The 15,281-nt window shown below is 66.9% G+C and carries 15 protein-coding genes; 5 read left to right on the top strand and 10 right to left on the bottom strand.

Features of this window, described 5'->3' with window-relative positions; genetic code table 11:
• Position 1 precedes the first annotated feature (1 nt).
• Positions 2–1,375 (bottom strand): undecaprenyl-phosphate glucose phosphotransferase, encoded by a 1,374-nt coding sequence (locus DID98_RS24895; protein ID WP_124523262.1) that lies wholly within the window; start codon positions 1,373–1,375, stop codon positions 2–4.
• Positions 1,376–1,801: 426 nt separating this feature from the next.
• On the opposite strand from DID98_RS24895, the gene DID98_RS24890 reads away from it, so the two are divergent.
• Positions 1,802–3,328 carry a mannose-1-phosphate guanylyltransferase/mannose-6-phosphate isomerase gene (locus tag DID98_RS24890; protein ID WP_124523260.1) on the top strand — a complete coding sequence of 509 codons (1,527 nt, stop codon included), beginning with the start codon at positions 1,802–1,804 and terminating at the stop codon, positions 3,326–3,328.
• A gap of 128 nt (positions 3,329–3,456) precedes the next feature.
• On the opposite strand, the gene DID98_RS24885 is transcribed toward DID98_RS24890, so the two are convergent.
• The 9 genes from DID98_RS24885 to DID98_RS24845 all read right to left on the bottom strand — a co-directional run bounded on the left by DID98_RS24885 (position 3,457) and on the right by DID98_RS24845 (position 10,502).
• Complete coding sequence (locus DID98_RS24885; protein WP_124486465.1) at positions 3,457–4,398, bottom strand: transposase; 942 nt, start codon at positions 4,396–4,398, stop codon at positions 3,457–3,459.
• 227 nt (positions 4,399–4,625) lie between these two features.
• Positions 4,626–4,979: a hypothetical protein gene (locus DID98_RS24880; RefSeq protein WP_185640889.1), complete on the bottom strand. Its 354-nt coding sequence runs from the start codon at positions 4,977–4,979 to the stop codon at positions 4,626–4,628.
• A gap of 151 nt (positions 4,980–5,130) precedes the next feature.
• Positions 5,131–5,712 (bottom strand): DUF3501 family protein, encoded by a 582-nt coding sequence (locus DID98_RS24875; RefSeq protein ID WP_124486466.1) that lies wholly within the window; start codon positions 5,710–5,712, stop codon positions 5,131–5,133.
• Positions 5,713–5,756: 44 nt separating this feature from the next.
• A complete protein-coding gene (locus tag DID98_RS24870; RefSeq protein ID WP_124571622.1) occupies positions 5,757–7,094 on the bottom strand; it encodes a heterodisulfide reductase-related iron-sulfur binding cluster in 1,338 nt (445 codons plus the stop codon).
• A gap of 125 nt (positions 7,095–7,219) precedes the next feature.
• Positions 7,220–7,642, bottom strand: a complete 423-nt coding sequence (locus tag DID98_RS24865; RefSeq protein ID WP_040140994.1) for a rubrerythrin family protein — start codon at positions 7,640–7,642, stop codon at positions 7,220–7,222.
• 244 nt (positions 7,643–7,886) lie between these two features.
• Positions 7,887–9,155, bottom strand: coding sequence for an RNA polymerase sigma factor (locus DID98_RS24860; protein ID WP_124571621.1), 1,269 nt, complete (start codon positions 9,153–9,155; stop codon positions 7,887–7,889).
• Positions 9,152–9,568 carry a VOC family protein gene (locus DID98_RS24855; RefSeq protein ID WP_124486469.1) on the bottom strand — a complete coding sequence of 139 codons (417 nt, stop codon included), beginning with the start codon at positions 9,566–9,568 and terminating at the stop codon, positions 9,152–9,154. Before DID98_RS24855 ends, DID98_RS24860 begins: the two co-directional genes overlap by 4 nt.
• A 35-nt stretch (positions 9,569–9,603) precedes the next feature.
• The gene (locus DID98_RS24850) at positions 9,604–10,023 is read right to left on the bottom strand and encodes a YciI family protein (protein WP_044846609.1); all 420 of its coding nucleotides are present in this window, start codon (positions 10,021–10,023) and stop codon (positions 9,604–9,606) included.
• Positions 10,024–10,148: 125 nt separating this feature from the next.
• Positions 10,149–10,502 (bottom strand): YciI family protein, encoded by a 354-nt coding sequence (locus DID98_RS24845; RefSeq protein ID WP_044846610.1) that lies wholly within the window; start codon positions 10,500–10,502, stop codon positions 10,149–10,151.
• A 209-nt stretch (positions 10,503–10,711) separates the two neighbouring features.
• On the opposite strand from DID98_RS24845, the gene DID98_RS24840 reads away from it, so the two are divergent.
• The 4 genes from DID98_RS24840 to DID98_RS24825 all read left to right on the top strand — a co-directional run bounded on the left by DID98_RS24840 (position 10,712) and on the right by DID98_RS24825 (position 15,279).
• Positions 10,712–12,634: an ExeM/NucH family extracellular endonuclease gene (locus tag DID98_RS24840; protein WP_124571620.1), complete on the top strand. Its 1,923-nt coding sequence runs from the start codon at positions 10,712–10,714 to the stop codon at positions 12,632–12,634.
• Positions 12,635–12,972: 338 nt separating this feature from the next.
• Entirely contained in the window at positions 12,973–13,359 is a 387-nt protein-coding gene (locus DID98_RS24835; protein WP_044846611.1) for a YqjD family protein, read from the top strand.
• Between the two features lie 51 nt (positions 13,360–13,410).
• Positions 13,411–13,995, top strand: a complete 585-nt coding sequence (locus tag DID98_RS24830) for a YSC84-related protein (RefSeq protein WP_124522622.1) — start codon at positions 13,411–13,413, stop codon at positions 13,993–13,995.
• 231 nt (positions 13,996–14,226) lie between these two features.
• On the top strand, positions 14,227–15,279 hold the full coding sequence (locus DID98_RS24825; RefSeq protein WP_044846613.1) for an AI-2E family transporter: 1,053 nt from the start codon (positions 14,227–14,229) through the stop codon (positions 15,277–15,279).
• Positions 15,280–15,281 lie beyond the last annotated feature (2 nt).

Raw genomic sequence — 15,281 nt, 5'->3', positions numbered from 1 at the left:
GTCAGTAAGCGTTGCTGCCGGTGAAGCCTTTCCAGAGCGTCAGCACGACGATCTTGATGTCGAGCCAGAACGACCAGTTCTGCATGTAGTACAGATCGAGCTTCACGCGTCCCATCATCTTCTCGATCTGGTCGGTCTCGCCGCGAAAGCCGTTGATCTGCGCCCAGCCGGTGATGCCCGGCTTGATCCGGTAGCGGAACATGTAGCCCTTCACCAGATCCTTGTAGATGTCGTCGTGCGCGAGCGCATGGGGCCGCGGGCCGACGACCGACATCTCGCCCTTCAGCACGTTGATGAACTGCGGTAGTTCGTCGAGGCTCGTGCGGCGCAGGAACCGCCCGACCGGCGTCACGCGCGTGTCGTTCTTGGTCGCCTGCGTGACCTGTCCCGCGACTTCGTGATGCACTTTCATCGAGCGGAACTTGTAGATCTCGAACTCGTGCCCGTCGATGCCCTTGCGCTTCTGGCGGAAGAACACCGGCCCGCGCGACGTGAGCTTGATCAGGCACGCGATCAGCACCATCACCGGCGCGAGCGCCGTGAGCGCCGCCAGCGCGAACAGCCGGTCGAACACGAACTTCGGCAGGATCCGCACGTCGGTGATCGGCGACGCCGCGAGGTTGATCGCCGGTACGCCGAGCACCTCGACCACTTCCTGGTTGAAGAACGACAGCGTGCGCACGTCCGGGATGAAACGGATATTCACGAAGTCGTGGCGGAACACCGTCACGATCTGGTGAATCCGGCGCTCCTCCGTGATCGGCAGCGTGAGCCACAGCTCGCTGATCGCGCGGCTGCGCACCAGCCACACCAGCGATTCGAACTGCCGCTCGATGCGCACGTCGTCGAGCGCGACTTCGCCCGGCGCTTCGCTTTCGTCGTATACGCACACCGGGTTGAAGCCCGCTTCCGGCCGCGAGCGCATCTGCGCGATCAGCCGCCGCGCCGCCGGCGTGCCGCCGACGATCGCGACCGCCTTCAGGTTGTAGCCGCCGCGGCGCAGTTGTCGCAGCACGACGTGCACGCAGGTCTTCGAGCCGGCGAGCAGCGCCATCGTCACGACTGCCCAGTAACCCAGCCACAGCCGCGACAGGTCGCCCGACTGGTGAAAGCTGAAGCTCATCAGGATGCCCGCGAGCTCGACCACCAGCCACGCGAACGCCACGCGCCCCACCAGCCCGACGAGACGCTTGCCGCGCCACGACTGGTAGATGCCGATGGCCGGAAAGAACACGACCACCAGCAGGCAGTCGAACAGCACCGTCGTGCGCTGCAGGTCGTTGAGCCAGATGCTGCCGCCGTGCAGCGCGGCGGCGATCAACGCCCCCAACACGACCATCGCGATATCGATGACTCTCGCCAGCACGCTCAACATGTCCGCTTCCTCTTTGAACAGGCGTTTGCCGAACAGCTCCTCGTGCAGCCCGTGCCGCACCTTCGATTCAAACGTTGCATGACGCTATTGAAGCGGTAAGAAAATCCCTTCTCAAGCGCACAAGTATTTCGAAAAATAATCGGAAATTCTTGCCGCGACATTCTCGAATTAATTCGGCACGTTTTCCCGAATCGATCGTGAATCGGGATTTTTTCGGAAACTTTACGGTTCCCGGCATCCCTTTACGGGAAAGGACTCCAGCGCGCTCACCCGAATTATTTTTTATTTTTTTATTTGCAGCGGATGCTATCGCGGAAAATTTTCCCGGATCCGTGCGCGACGAATATCTTGCAAAAGGTCCGGTTTTATTGTCGATTTACTTCATGCTACAAACAGGCACTGACTTCAATCGAGGAGAGTGTCATCATGAATGCTCCGGCCGTGGCAGCCGATACGCGCCCTTCTTCTTCCGCCGCCAGCGACGCCAGCCTGCGCGTCGCGGTGCAGCCGGTGATCCTTGCCGGCGGTTCGGGCACGCGTCTGTGGCCGATGTCGCGCGAACACTATCCGAAGCAGCTGATCGGCCTGCTCGGCGAGCATTCGCTGCTGCAATCCACCGCGCTGCGGCTCGACGGCCTCGCGACCGGTCATCCGCTGAACGACGACGTGCTGATCGTGTGCGGCGAGGATCACCGCTTCACGACCGCCGAGCAACTGCGCCTGACCGGCAAGCGTGCGTCGATCATGCTCGAGCCGCTCGGCCGCGACACCGCGCCCGCGCTGACGCTCGCCGCGCTGCGGATCGTCGCCGGCGGCGGCGATGCCGTGATGACCGTGATGCCGGCCGACCACGCGGTGGCCGACCAGCCGCGCTTTCATGCGGCCGTCGCGGCCGGCGTGCACTGCGCGGCCCAGGGCAAGATCGCGACGATGGGCATCGTGCCGGGCCGCGCCGAGACCGGCTACGGCTACATCCGCGTCGGCGCGCCGCTCGGCGATGCCGGCACCGGCAACCTCGACGTGCGCCGTCTCGACCGCTTCGTCGAAAAGCCGCATCTCGAACTCGCGCAGCAGTACGTCGCCTCCGGCGAATACTGGTGGAACAGCGGGATCTTCATCGTGCGCGCGTCGGTGTGGCTGAACGCGATCCGCCAGCTCGAACCCGAGATCCTCGCGGCCTGCGAGCAGGCCGTCGCACGCGGCAAGGACGACGGCGACTTCTTCCGCGTCGACCGCGACGCGTTCGCGTCCTCGCCGTCGAACTCGATCGACTACGCGGTGATGGAGCGGCTCGTGAACCTGCCGCAGCTGTGCGAAAGCGTCGTCGTGCCGCTCGACGCAGGCTGGTCGGACGTCGGCTCGTGGGACGCGATCTGGCAGATCCTGCCGAAGGACGATGCCGAGAACGTCGGCCGCGGCCACGTGCTGTTCGAGAATGCCGAATCGACCTTCGCGCATTCGGAAAGCCGGCTCGTCGCATGTGTCGGCACGCAGAATCTCGTCGTCGTCGAAACGCCCGACGCCGTGCTCGTCGCCGACAAGTCCTGCGTGCAGGACGTGAAGAAAATCGTCGGGCGCATCAAGGCCGAACGCGGCGCGGAAGCGACCGATCACCGCAAGGTCCATCGCCCGTGGGGGCACTACGACTCGGTCGACACGGGCGAGCGCTTCCAGGTCAAACGCATCGTCGTGAAGCCGGGCGCGCGACTGTCGCTGCAGATGCACCACCACCGCGCCGAGCACTGGATCGTCGTGCGCGGCACCGCGCGCATCACGCGCGGCGACGAAACCTTCCTGCTGTCCGAGAACGAATCGACGTACATCCCGCTCGGCGTGTCGCACCGTCTCGAGAACCCCGGCAAGATGCCGCTCGAGCTGATCGAAGTGCAGTCGGGCGCGTATCTCGGCGAGGACGACATCGTCCGCTTCGACGATACCTACGGACGCCAGTGACGCATGCCTGCCGGGCGCGCCGTCGCGGCGGTGCGCCCGGCATCACGGGCAATGGAAGCGACAAAAAACAACGCGCGGGCGCCGTGACACACGACGGCCCGCGCGTTTTCTTTTCGTGCGGACGACGATCAACCTACACGGTACGCGTATTCGCGGCGGTCCGACTGCACCGAGTCGTTGCGGCTCTCGGACAGCGCGCCCGCGCGACGCTCGGCGATGAAGCGCTTGATGTCCGACTCGGCCCGCGCCAGCGCGGACAGGCCGGCCAGCACCTCGCTTTGCGGCGCACGCACCGGTTCGTCGCTCGCACCGTGGCGATCGATCCACTGACGCGCCCAGTCGAGCGCGTACTGCTCGGCTTCCTCCGCATCGGTGAAGCGCGGGCCGATCAGGCCCGAGCGCTCGACGCGCCGATCGTCCTGCATGATCTCGGCCCACGCGCGATACATCAGGTTCTGCACCGGCTGCGCGCTGCCGCAGATCGTATAGCCGCGGTATTCATCGACTTGCGGCTCGGCCGCGGCAAAGCTCGCGGCGGACGGACGCCCGTGGCGCAGCCCCGCGGGCTGCGCGCCCGGGACCGCGAACGACGCTCCGGACGACGCGTGCGCGGCGTCGTTCGGCATCGCGGACAGCGTCGCGCCCTCGCCATCCCAAACGTTTGCGTGCGCGACCGGCAGTTGCCACGACTCGGGGTTCTGCCAGAACACGCCGCGCAGACGATCGTTGTCGGGCGCCGGCTCCGCACGGCATGCCGGCGCGACCGGCGCCGGCGGCGGCGGCACATACGCGAACGTGCGCCCGCTGAACTGGGTCAGCACGTCGATCATCTGCAGCAACGTGCCGTTCGCGAGCCACTCCTCGTAGCGGCGGCGGCACGTCGGCCCGGACGGATAGCGCCCGGGCAGTTTGGACCACGCTTCACCGGTCGTCAGGATCCAGAGGACCGCGTTGGCGACGACGCGCGGTTCCGCGCGTGGACGGCCTCGACGGTTCAGCCGAATCGGCTCGTCGGCGATCAGCGTTGAAAGACGAAACCACTCTTCATCGTTAAGCTCATCGAAGAACATAGTTGTTTCTCCACACAGCCAGGCCGGGGCTGCGATTGTCGGCGCCGCCGTCACGCATCGCGTCACGGGGCGGCCCGGTTGCACATTATGGTTATCCGCTTGTTGTGCATGCCGGCGCGACACCGCACTTTCACGGTGCCGCCATTCCCGGCAATGGCGCACAAATCACGGTCTCACTCCAATGTGGGAATTTTTGTGCACGAAGCATACCATCCTCAGGGTTTATCTCAATATGACAATGACTTAATGTTACGCACTGAAACAACCTGCCATGGATGCGCAATCCATTTACCGTTGAATTTTTTTACGCGATCGTTATGCGCAACGCTGGGAAGCCCCGTCTGGCGGGGCTCTGCGGGGTGCGGCCGCACCCCGCCCGGCAAGCGATCCGCCATGTTCCGACCCTTGCCGGCAACCACCCCGCGAATGCCCGGCCAAAATCGGTAAATCAGGGAAAATTTCGTAACAAGATATTCACGGATCGGTAAATCATTCAAATTGCCTTGAACCGAAATTTCTCCGTGCACAATCTTTTTATTGTTTCTCGGCGAGTAATGAAAGCGATCGGACAGGCGATGCACATTGTTTCCCGGCATGCAAGCGTGGACGGGCCTGTTACATCTTCGGCGGTAATGGGCAGGCGACAGCGGCCGGCGCGACGGTCGGGCGCCGCGTTTCGCGGCCGGACGACGTGCGATCCGCGCGATATGGAGCGCGGCGCCCGGCCGCGCGTCAGCGCAGATCGCCGGCCAGCGACGCGGCCACGTCCGCCGCGATGCGTTGCGGCGACACCGTATAGGCCGGGTGATCGCAGCCTATCGACAGCGTCGCGCCGTCCTTGAGCGCCGCGCGCATCGGCCCGCTCAGTTCGAAGCGCACGAAATGCACGGCCGAGGTCTTCTCCGCGTTGTCGCGGTCGAGATCCTCGTCGGCGATCGCATAGACGTCAGGGTGCCCGTCGACCCGCAGGTACACGCGATCCTCGACTCCGATCAGCCGCGCGAGCGCCGCGCGCCGCTCGGCTTCGTGCTCGTATTCGATCTGCAGCGTCGCCTTCAGGTTGGTGCCGTCGGGCACGAGCGGCAGATAGGCTTCCAGTTCGCCTTCGATGCCGGCCTCGTCGAAGATCTTCTCGATGTGCAGCATTTCCTGGATCTGGTAGCGGATCGTGGTCTCGTCCTCGAACAGGAGGCGCAGATGGTTGCCGAGCGCCACCGCGCGGCGGCGCTTGTGCGCGACGAGCCGCGCATGTTCGGTCTTGCGGATCTTCGCGTACGCTTCGAGCGTCAGCAGCGAGTCGCGGGTGAGCGTCATGGGATGTCCTCGGATAGCGTCGATGTCGTCGTGAAGCGGCCGGTTCAGATGCCGTACGCGCGGCGCAGCAGCGTCAGCGGATGCGCGAGCGGCGCGGCCGGCAACCCTTTCTCGTCGATGCCCTGCACGATGTGATGGCCGGCGAGCGCGCAGTCCGACGACACGAAATCCGGCTTCGCCTCGGCCATCGCCTTGAACACCGGCGCGCCGATCCGCATCGCGTCCGCATGGAAGGCCTTCTTCACGCCGAACGTGCCCGCGTGCCCGGAACAGCGCTCGACGACGTTCACGCGCGTATCCGGCACGAGCGAAAGCGTGTCGGCCGTCTTGCGGCCGATGTTCTGCACGCGCGCGTGGCACGGCACGTGATACGACACGGTGCCGAGGCCCTGCTTGAAATCGGTCTTCAGCAACCCGTCGCGATGCCGCGCGATCACGTACTCGAACGGATCCCAGAATGCATCGGCCACCGCCCGCACGGCTTCGTCGCCGGGGAACATCAGCGGCAGTTCGCTCTTGTACATCAGCACGCAGCTCGGGATCGCGCCGATCAGCGCATAGCCTTCGCGCGCATAGCGCTCCAGCACCGGCATGTTCGCGGCCTTCTTCGCGGCGACGCCCGCGAGATTGCCCTGCTCGAGCAGCGGCATCCCGCAGCACGCTTCGCGCGTGACGAGCTCGTACGGGATCTCGTTGTGCGCGAGGATCGCGAGCAGGTCGTGGCCGATGCCCGGCTCGTTGAAGTTCACGTAGCACGTCGCGTAGATCGCGACCTTGCCGGGCGTGCGTTCGCCGTCGCGCACCGGCGGGCCGTCCGAGCGCTTCGCCGCGCGCCGGAACTTGCGCGGCGCGAACTCCGGCAGCCATGCATTGCGATCGACGCCGAGCGCCGCTTCGAGCGCGTGGCGCGCGGGCGGCGTGCGATTGACCGCGTTCACCGTCTGCGTGACGATCGGAATGCCCGCGAAATGGCCGAGCGCGTCGGTGTTCGACAGCACCTTGTCGCGCAGCGGCGCTTCGCCGCGCTTGTAGCGCGCGGCCTTGCCGCGCAGCATCAGGTGCGGGAAGTCGACGTTCCATGCATGCGGCGGCACGTACGGGCATTTCGTCATGTAGCAGAGGTCGCACAGGTAGCACTGGTCGACGACCTTGCCGAACGCGTCCTTCGGCACTTCCTCGATGTCGCCCGTCGGCGTGTCGTCGACGAGATCGAACAGCGCGGGAAACGCGCCGCACAGCGACACGCAGCGCCGGCAACCGGCGCAGATGTCGAACACGCGCGTCATTTCCGCATCGATCGCGGCCTGGTCGTAGAACGCTTCGGACTGCCAGTCGAGCGGATGCCGGGTCGGGGCTTCGAGACTGCCTTCCTTGTGGGGCATGAGGCGCTCCAGCGTGGCGCGCATGCGCGCGAACGCGCCGCCCGCGCGGCGCGGGCAGCGATCAACGCACGGCCGGCCGCGGGACCTGCCCGGCCGGGCCGTGCGGCCTCGGGGCGACGCCCGCGTCAGTCGACGAGCGCGTCCAGCGCTTTCGTATAGCGGTTCGCGTGACTGCGTTCGGCCTTCGCGAGCGTCTCGAACCAGTTCGCGATTTCGTCGAAGCCTTCTTCGCGCGCCGTCTTCGCCATGCCCGGATACATGTCGGTGTACTCGTGCGTCTCGCCGGCGATCGCCGATTCGAGGTTCAGCCGCGACGAGCCGAACGGCAGACCCGTCGCCGGATCGCCGACTGCTTCGAGGTATTCGAGGTGACCGTGCGCATGGCCCGTTTCGCCTTCGGCAGTCGAGCGGAACAGCGCGGCGACGTCGTTCTGGCCTTCGACGTCGGCCTTCGAAGCGAAATACAGATAACGCCGGTTCGCTTGCGATTCGCCCGCGAATGCGGCCTTCAGATTCTCTTCGGTCTTGCTGCCCTTGAGTTGAGCCATGTGCGCCTCCGTTCGAGTCGGCGCGGCCGCGTGCGAAGCCGGGCCGATGATGGATATGGGGAACGATGCGTACGCCGGACACGCACGCTTCGTGCCTTTTAATCTAGGCGCTGGCGTTCGCATCCCCCAATAGGCTTTTTCAATCCGTCCGATAGCGGGGAGCCGGAATGAGGGACGGGTGGAGGCGGGGCGCTGGCGTCCGATGCGACGCGCGGTGTACGCACACCGGCGTCGCCCGTCTGCGTCACGCATCCGTCGCGCGCTTCAACAGCAATTCCCTTTCGCGCTCGTTGCGGGTCAATTCCGCCGCGCGGCGGAACTCGACCTTCGCCTCGTCAGCGCGGCCGAGCTTCGCGAGCAGGTCGCCGCGTACGCTCGGCAGCCAGTGATAGCGCGCGAGCGCCGGATCGTCGCGCAGCGCGTCGACGATTTCCAGTGCCGCGGCAGGCCCGAACGCCATCCCCACCGCCACCGCGCGGTTCAGCTCGACGACCGGCGACGGCGCGACTTCGGCGAGCGCGTCGTACAGCGCGACGATCTGCGCCCAGTCCGTTTCCGACGCGTGCCGCGCGCGCGCATGACACGCCGCCAGCGCAGCCTGCAACGCATACGGGCCGCGCACGCCGCCGAGCTTCGTCGCCCGCTCGAGCGCGGCGAGCCCGCGCCGGATCAGCAGCGGATCCCAGCGGGAGCGATCCTGGTCGAGCAGCAGCACGGGCCGCCCCTGCGCATCGGTCCGCGCATGCATGCGCGACGCCTGCAGCTCCATCAGCGCGACGAGCCCGAGCACCTCGCTCTCGTCCGGCGCAAGCCCGGCCAGCACGCGGCCGAGCCGCAGCGCCTCGTCGCACAGCGCCGGACGCGTCCAGTCGTCGCCCGCGGTCGCCGCATGGCCTTCGTTGAACACCAGGTAGATCACTTCGAGCACCGACGCGAGCCGCGCGGGCCGCGCGTCCGCGGCCGGCACCTCGAACGGCACGCGCGCCGCCGAAAGCGTGCGCTTCGCGCGCACGATGCGCTGCGCGATCGTCGGCTCGGGCGACAGGAACGCACGCGCGATCTCGCTCGTGGTCAGCCCGCCGAGCAGCCGCAACGTCAGCGCGACGCGCGCATCGGTCGACAGCACCGGATGGCACGACGTGAAGATCAGCCGCAGCAGGTCGTCGCCGATATCGTCGTCGCGCGCATCGGCGAGCGCCTCCGCGATGTCGGGGACGACGTGCGCCTCGAGCGCGTCCATTTCATGGCCGAGCTGGTCGCGCTTCGCCGCATGCAGCGACTCCTGCCGCACCCGGTCGAGCGCGCGCCGCTTCACGGCCGTCATCAGCCACGCGGCCGGATTGTCGGGCACGCCGTCGACGGGCCAGTGCTCGAGCGCCGCGACGAGCGTGTCCTGCGCCAGTTCCTCGGCCACGCCGACGTCGCGCACCACGCGCGCGGCGCGCGCGATGATCTTGGGCGCCTCGATCCGCCAGACCGCTTCGATCGCACGGTGAGTCGCCTCACGCGTCACGACGCTTGCCCCTGGGCGGACACATCGAGCGGCATGGCCATCAGTTCCCATGCGTGGCCGTCCGGATCGTCGAACCCGTGGCCGTACATGTTCGGATACTCGCGCGGCGCTTGCGGCGCGGACCCGCCGGCCGCGAGCGCCTTCGCGACGATCGCGTCGACCTCGGCGCGGCTGTCGCACGACAGGCACGACAGCGCCTGCACCTGCGTCGCCGGATCGACGATGGTCTTGCCGGTGAAGGTCTGGAAAAACGGCCGCACGAGCAGCATCGCGAAAATCGTGTCGCTGATCTTGATGCAGGCAGCCTGATCGTTGGTATAGGCCGGTACGACTTCGAAACCGAGTGCCTGGTAGAACGTCTTCGAGCGCGGCAGGTCGGCCACGGGCAGGTTGATGAAAACCATCTTGTGCATGACGGGTGCTCCGGTGAGATTGGCTTGGGGTGGAGTCAGGCGTGGCCGTGCCCGACATTGAGTTCGCGGAACCGCTCGACCGCCTCGCTGGGCGTCAGGTCGTCGAGTTCGAACAGCGGCCGCACCTCGATCTCGCAGTCCATCTCCGCACCGAACGGCGCGGGAAACCGGCGCGTCCATTCGAGCGCCTCGTCGCGCGAGCGCACCTGGATCAGCGTATAGCCGGCAATCAGTTCCTTCGTCTCCGCGAACGGGCCGTCGACCACCGTGCCCTTGCCACCTGAGTAGCGCACGCGCCAGCCGCGCGCGCTCGGCCGCAGGCCGTTCGCATCGAGCAGCACGCCGGCCTTGGCCAGCTCCTCGTGATAGACCGTCATCGCCTCGACCAGCCGGTTGTCCGGCAATGCGTCGGATTCGCTGACGGCGTTCGCCCGGATCATGATCATGAATCGCATCGTTCACTCCTTGTCATCGGTGGAAAGGGGCGTCCGTTCGTCGGCGCCTTATCCCTACGACGGGCGGCAGACTGCCGGATCGACGTACGGCGCGACGAATCCGGGTTAACACCGAGCCGTGGCCGTCACAGGAAGCACGGGCCGACCGCGCGCACTTCGACCGTGCACCATTGCGCGGCCGGGCACTGGCGCGCGATCGCGATCGCTTCCTCGCGCGTGTCGACGTCGACGATGAAGAACCCGCCGACCATTTCCTTCGCCTCGGCGAACGGGCCGTCGACGAGGCGCGTCTCGCCGTCGCGCACCTGCACACGCGTCGCGCGCTCCGAGCGCTCGAGCGACTCGACGCCGCGCAGCACGCCGCGCGCCTTCAGCGTCTGAGCGAAATCGACCATCCGCGCGTACAGCGCCTGCCCCTCCTCGAGCGTGCGTTCGGCGCGCTGGCCGGTCGGTTCGACAATCAACAGCATGTAGGACATGGAACTCTCCAGTGGGGGGCCGTGCGCAAGAAGCGTTCGGATCGCAGGCCGGAATGACACGTCAGATGCGAAGCGTAACAGCCGCGGGCGGCCCTGCCGTCATCGTTGGCCGTTCGACACTGGCCTGATGGCCAATTCGATCGCAGCACGCGATTTTGCCGTCAAGATGCTTGCCCGAACCTTCGAATTTTCTTCCTGTGGAGCACTCCATGTCACGCCTGCCGCCGCCGCTCGCGCTCGCCGCATCGCTCGCCCCGCTTGCCTCGTTTGCCTCGTTTGCCTCGTTTGCCTCGTTTGCCTCGTTTGCCTCGTTTGCCTCGTTTGCCTCGTTTGCCGCATTTGCCGCATTTGCCCTTTCAGCGCCGGCCGCCACCGCCGCCACCACCGCCGCCGCCACCGCGCCTCCGGTCAGCGCGGGCTGCGGCGGCCCCACGACGGCAATCGCCGACCTCCGGCATTCCGGCGGCCGGTCGCCGCTGGCCGGGCGCTCCGCGTCGATCGAAGCGATCGTCACCGCGGCATTCGGCGGCGCCGACGGCTTCGGCGGATTCTTCGTCCAGCAGGCGGATGCGCAGCGGCGCCACCGGCCGGGCGTCCCGGAAGGCCTGTTCGTCTACGCGCCGCACGCGCGTGTCCGCCCGGGCGAACGCGTGCACGTCACCGGCAGGATCGAGCAGAAGTACGGCCGCACGCAACTGGCTCTGTCGGGCCGCGTGGCCGTCTGTGCGCGCGGGCAGACCGTCACGCCGGCCGCGCTCGTGCTGCCGGTCGACAGCGAGTCAGTATTCGCCGCGCATGAGGGCATGCGCGTGCGCTTTCCGCAAACGCTGACCGTCAGCGATACCTACGACCTCGGCCGCTACGGCAGCATCGTGCTCAGCCACGGTCGCCTCTACATGCCGACGCACGTGGTGCCGCCGGCCGACGCCGCCGCGCAGGCGGCGGCCAATGCCCGCAACCGCATCGTGCTCGACGACGGTTCGAGCCGCGTGAACCCCGCGACCGCCCGCTATCCGCCGCCTGCGCTGGGCGCCGCCAACACGCTGCGCGCGGGCTACACGGTGCGCGGCGTCGAAGGTGTGCTCGAGCAGCGCTACGGCACGTGGCGAGTGCAGCCCGTGCCGGCGTCGGCGCCGGTCTTCGACGCCGCATCGAATCCGCGGACCGATGCACCGCCGCGGCATCCGCAAGCCGACGTGCGGATCGCGTCGTTCAACGTCTTCAACTATTTCAACGGCGACGGAAGCGGCGGCGGCTTCGACGACCCGGCCAATCGCGGCGCGAAGACGCCCGCCGTCTTCGCCCGCCAGGAAGCGAAGATCGTCGCCGCACTGCGCGCACTGCGCGCCGACGTGATCGGCCTGATGGAAATCGCGAACAACGGCCACGGCCCCGCGAGCGCCGTGCAGCGTCTCGCGGCGCGGCTCGGCGACGGCTGGCGCGCGGTCGACCCCGGCACGGCGCGACTCGGCCGCGATGCGATCGCGGTCGCGTTGCTGTACGACAGCCGGACGATCGAACCCGTCGGGCGCGCCGCGACCGTCGCGCTCGACGGCGGCAATCGCCCACCGCTCGCGCAGACGTTCCGGCGCATCGGCGGCACCCGCGCATTCACGGTCGCGGCCAATCACCTGAAATCGAAGAACTGCCCACGTGCGACCGGCCCGGATCTCGACCAGTCGGACGGTCAGGGCTGCTGGAACGCGACGCGCACGCGTGCGGCCGAACGCATCGCCGCGTGGCTCGCCACGTCGCCGACCGGCGCCCCGGCCGACGGCGTGCTGCTGATCGGCGACCTCAACAGCTACGCGAAGGAAGACCCGCTGCGTGCGCTCGAATCGCGCGGCTACACGAACCTCGTCGCCCGCTTCGCCGGCAACGCCGGCTACAGCTACGTATTCCGCGGCGAAGCGGGCAACCTCGATCACGCACTCGCCACGTCGCCGCTCGCCGCGCGCGTGAAGGCCGTGCATGCGTGGCACATCAATGCCGACGAACCGGTCGCGCTGCAATCCGTGCCCGATTACAAAACCGCGGCGCAACGGGCGGCCTATTACGCACCCGATGCCTATCGCTCGTCGGATCACGACCCCGTCGTCATCGACCTCGCGTCGGACGAAGGCGCCACCTGAGCCATCGCGGGCACAAACCGTGCTCCATCAAGAGACGGGCGATTAGTGCAATTGCATCAGCATGATGCGTGCAACGGCACTATTTACCTGGCGCATCGGGCGACGCCATATTTACCGGACTTTCACGTCGCGCCAACGGCTTGCTGGTCGCTTCGCCCCAAAGCGCGAAATTTTTTCAACCGCCGCCCCGCCCCATTGCGCGGGGCTTTCCGGGAAATTTGCCGGCGAATTGAAAATTTGTCTCGAAACTCAATTGGCTGATGTGAATCACATTGGTTGCTGGGATTCGTCTTATCTTCAAATTGGCCTGCAAATCAAATCGAAGGAGGATAAACACCATGGCGCTCACCGACTCGATCGAACACAAGCTGGACCGCGGCCTGTCCGACATCCGTCGCACCGGCCGGCGCGTGGGACGCACGACGCGCTCGGCGGCTCGCGACCTGCATGCGGACGTGTCCGACGATCTGCGCGGGCTGGTCGATGAACTGGAAGACCTGCTGAAGAACGACGGCGACGGCGATATCGCCGCGTTGCGCAAGCGCGTGCAGGCGCGGCTCGACGAAGCGCGCAGCACGCTCGACTACGCGTCGGGCACCGCGGTCGCGCGGCTGCGCGATTCGGCCGAACGCGTATCGCAAGCCGTGCACGACAATCCATGGCAGACCGCAGGTGTCGTCGCGGGCCTCGCGTTCGTCGCCGGCCTGCTCCTTTCCCGCCGTTGAACGGGGCGATCACCCCGTCCTTCCTCACCCCGACAACGAAGGAGAAACGCCATGCAGAAGTCCCTCGCCCTGAAAGCCGCCGCCGCCGTCATGCTCGCCAGTCTCGCACTTGCCGGCTGCACCACCACCCCCAACAAACCCGACAACGCGTCGGCCAGCGCGTCGAAACGCGAGTCGATCGACGCGAGCGTGAACGCGACGTTGTCGCGCCTCTATTCGACGGTGCCGGGCTCGCGTGAACTCGTCGCGAAATCGCGCGGCGTGCTCGTGTTCCCGAACGTGCTGCAGGCCGGCCTCATCGTCGGCGGCCAGTCCGGCAACGGCGCGCTGCGCGTCGGCGGCAGCACCGTCGGCTACTACAACACGTCGTCGCTGTCGGTCGGCCTGCAGGCCGGTGCGCAATCGAAGGCGATCGTGTTCCTGTTCATGACGCAGGATGCGCTCGACTCGTTCCGCAAGTCCGAAGGCTGGTCGGCCGGCGCCGACGCCTCCGTCGCGGTCGTGAAGATGGGTGCGAACGGCGCGATCGACTCCAACACGGCCACCGCACCGGTCGAGGTGCTGGTGCTGACCAACGCGGGCCTGATGGGCGATCTGTCGGTCAGCGGCACCAAGGTCACCCGGCTCCACATCTGACGATGCGGCACGGCCCCCGGGCCGGTTCGCTTCCCGGCAACGCCGCGGCCCCGGCCGCGGCGTTTTCTCGTGCGCCGCGCGCGGCGGGTATGATGGCGGCACCTTTGCGGGCATACTGCCGATCGGGCCGCCCTGCCGCGCTGCGCCGCGACATCCGTGACGTTCGCGAGCCGATCGCGCCCGAGGCAACGAAATTCAATCAAACCAGGCATCAATCTGCGCGAACCATCCATGGATAGCGGACACGATCACCAAAAATTCTTCTATTTCCTGCTGTTCGCGGTCACCGTCGGACTGTGCTGGATACTCGCGCCGTTCTCCGGCGCCGTCTTCTGGGGCACCATTCTCGCGATCCTGTTCCAGCCGGTGCAGCGCTGGCTCGCCGCGCGCTTCGGCAAGCGGCGCAACCTGGCCGCGCTCGTGACGATGTCGCTGATCATCCTGATCGTGATCCTGCCGCTCGTGTTCGTCATGGCGACGCTCGTGCAGGAAATCGCGTACGTGTACCAGGAACTGAAGAGCGCGCAGCCGAATTATTCGCAGTACTTCCATGACATCATTCATGCGCTGCCGACGTCGATCCAGAACCTGCTGCAGAAATACGGGCTGACCAACATCCCCGGCATCCAGAAGAAGCTGACCGACGGCGCCGCGCAGATCAGCCAGTTCGCGGCGACCCAGGCGCTCAGCATCGGCCAGAACACGTTCCAGTTCGTCGTCAGCTTCGGCGTGATGCTGTACATGGTGTTCTTCCTGCTGCGCGACGGCGGCGAGATCGGCCGCCGCGTGCGCCGCGCGATGCCGCTCGACGAAGAGCACAAGAACCTGCTGCTCGCGAAGTTCACGACGGTTGTGCGCGCAACCGTGAAGGGCAACATCGCGGTCGCGCTCGTGCAGGGCGCGCTCGGCGGCCTGATCTTCTGGATCCTCGGGATCGAGGGTGTCGTGCTGTGGGGCGCGCTGATGGCGTTCCTGTCGCTCCTGCCGGCGATCGGCGCGAGCCTCGTGTGGGTGCCCGCCGCGCTCTACTTCCTCGCGATCGGCGCGATCTGGAAATGCGTGATCCTCGTCGCGTTCTGCGTCGGCGTGATCGGCCTCGTCGACAACCTGCTGCGCCCGATCCTCGTCGGCAAGGACACGAAGATGCCCGACTGGGTCGTGCTGATCTCGACGCTCGGCGGGATGGCGCTGTTCGGCATCAACGGCTTCGTGATCGGGCCGCTCGTCGCTGCGCTGTTCATGGCGAGCTGGGACATCTACGCGCGCGCCGAACAGGGGGAGTGACG

The sequence above is a fragment of the Burkholderia sp. Bp8984 genome (assembly GCF_003853755.1).
Lineage (GTDB): Bacteria > Pseudomonadota > Gammaproteobacteria > Burkholderiales > Burkholderiaceae > Burkholderia.
Note: the sequence above shows the minus strand (reverse complement) of the source record. Positions and strands in the feature narration are given on the sequence as shown.

Coding starts and splice junctions, on each gene's coding strand:
- DID98_RS24830 (WP_124522622.1), top strand. CDS start 13,411: ATGCAGAAGTCCCTCGCCCTGAAAGCCGCCGCCGCCGTCATGCTCGCC.
- DID98_RS24890 (WP_124523260.1), top strand. CDS start 1,802: ATGAATGCTCCGGCCGTGGCAGCCGATACGCGCCCTTCTTCTTCCGCC.
- DID98_RS24840 (WP_124571620.1), top strand. CDS start 10,712: ATGTCACGCCTGCCGCCGCCGCTCGCGCTCGCCGCATCGCTCGCCCCG.
- DID98_RS24850 (WP_044846609.1), bottom strand. CDS start 10,023: ATGCGATTCATGATCATGATCCGGGCGAACGCCGTCAGCGAATCCGAC.
- DID98_RS24825 (WP_044846613.1), top strand. CDS start 14,227: ATGGATAGCGGACACGATCACCAAAAATTCTTCTATTTCCTGCTGTTC.
- DID98_RS24855 (WP_124486469.1), bottom strand. CDS start 9,568: ATGCACAAGATGGTTTTCATCAACCTGCCCGTGGCCGACCTGCCGCGC.
- DID98_RS24835 (WP_044846611.1), top strand. CDS start 12,973: ATGGCGCTCACCGACTCGATCGAACACAAGCTGGACCGCGGCCTGTCC.
- DID98_RS24885 (WP_124486465.1), bottom strand. CDS start 4,398: ATGTTCTTCGATGAGCTTAACGATGAAGAGTGGTTTCGTCTTTCAACG.
- DID98_RS24845 (WP_044846610.1), bottom strand. CDS start 10,502: ATGTCCTACATGCTGTTGATTGTCGAACCGACCGGCCAGCGCGCCGAA.
- DID98_RS24870 (WP_124571622.1), bottom strand. CDS start 7,094: ATGCCCCACAAGGAAGGCAGTCTCGAAGCCCCGACCCGGCATCCGCTC.
- DID98_RS24875 (WP_124486466.1), bottom strand. CDS start 5,712: ATGACGCTCACCCGCGACTCGCTGCTGACGCTCGAAGCGTACGCGAAG.
- DID98_RS24895 (WP_124523262.1), bottom strand. CDS start 1,375: ATGTTGAGCGTGCTGGCGAGAGTCATCGATATCGCGATGGTCGTGTTG.
- DID98_RS24865 (WP_040140994.1), bottom strand. CDS start 7,642: ATGGCTCAACTCAAGGGCAGCAAGACCGAAGAGAATCTGAAGGCCGCA.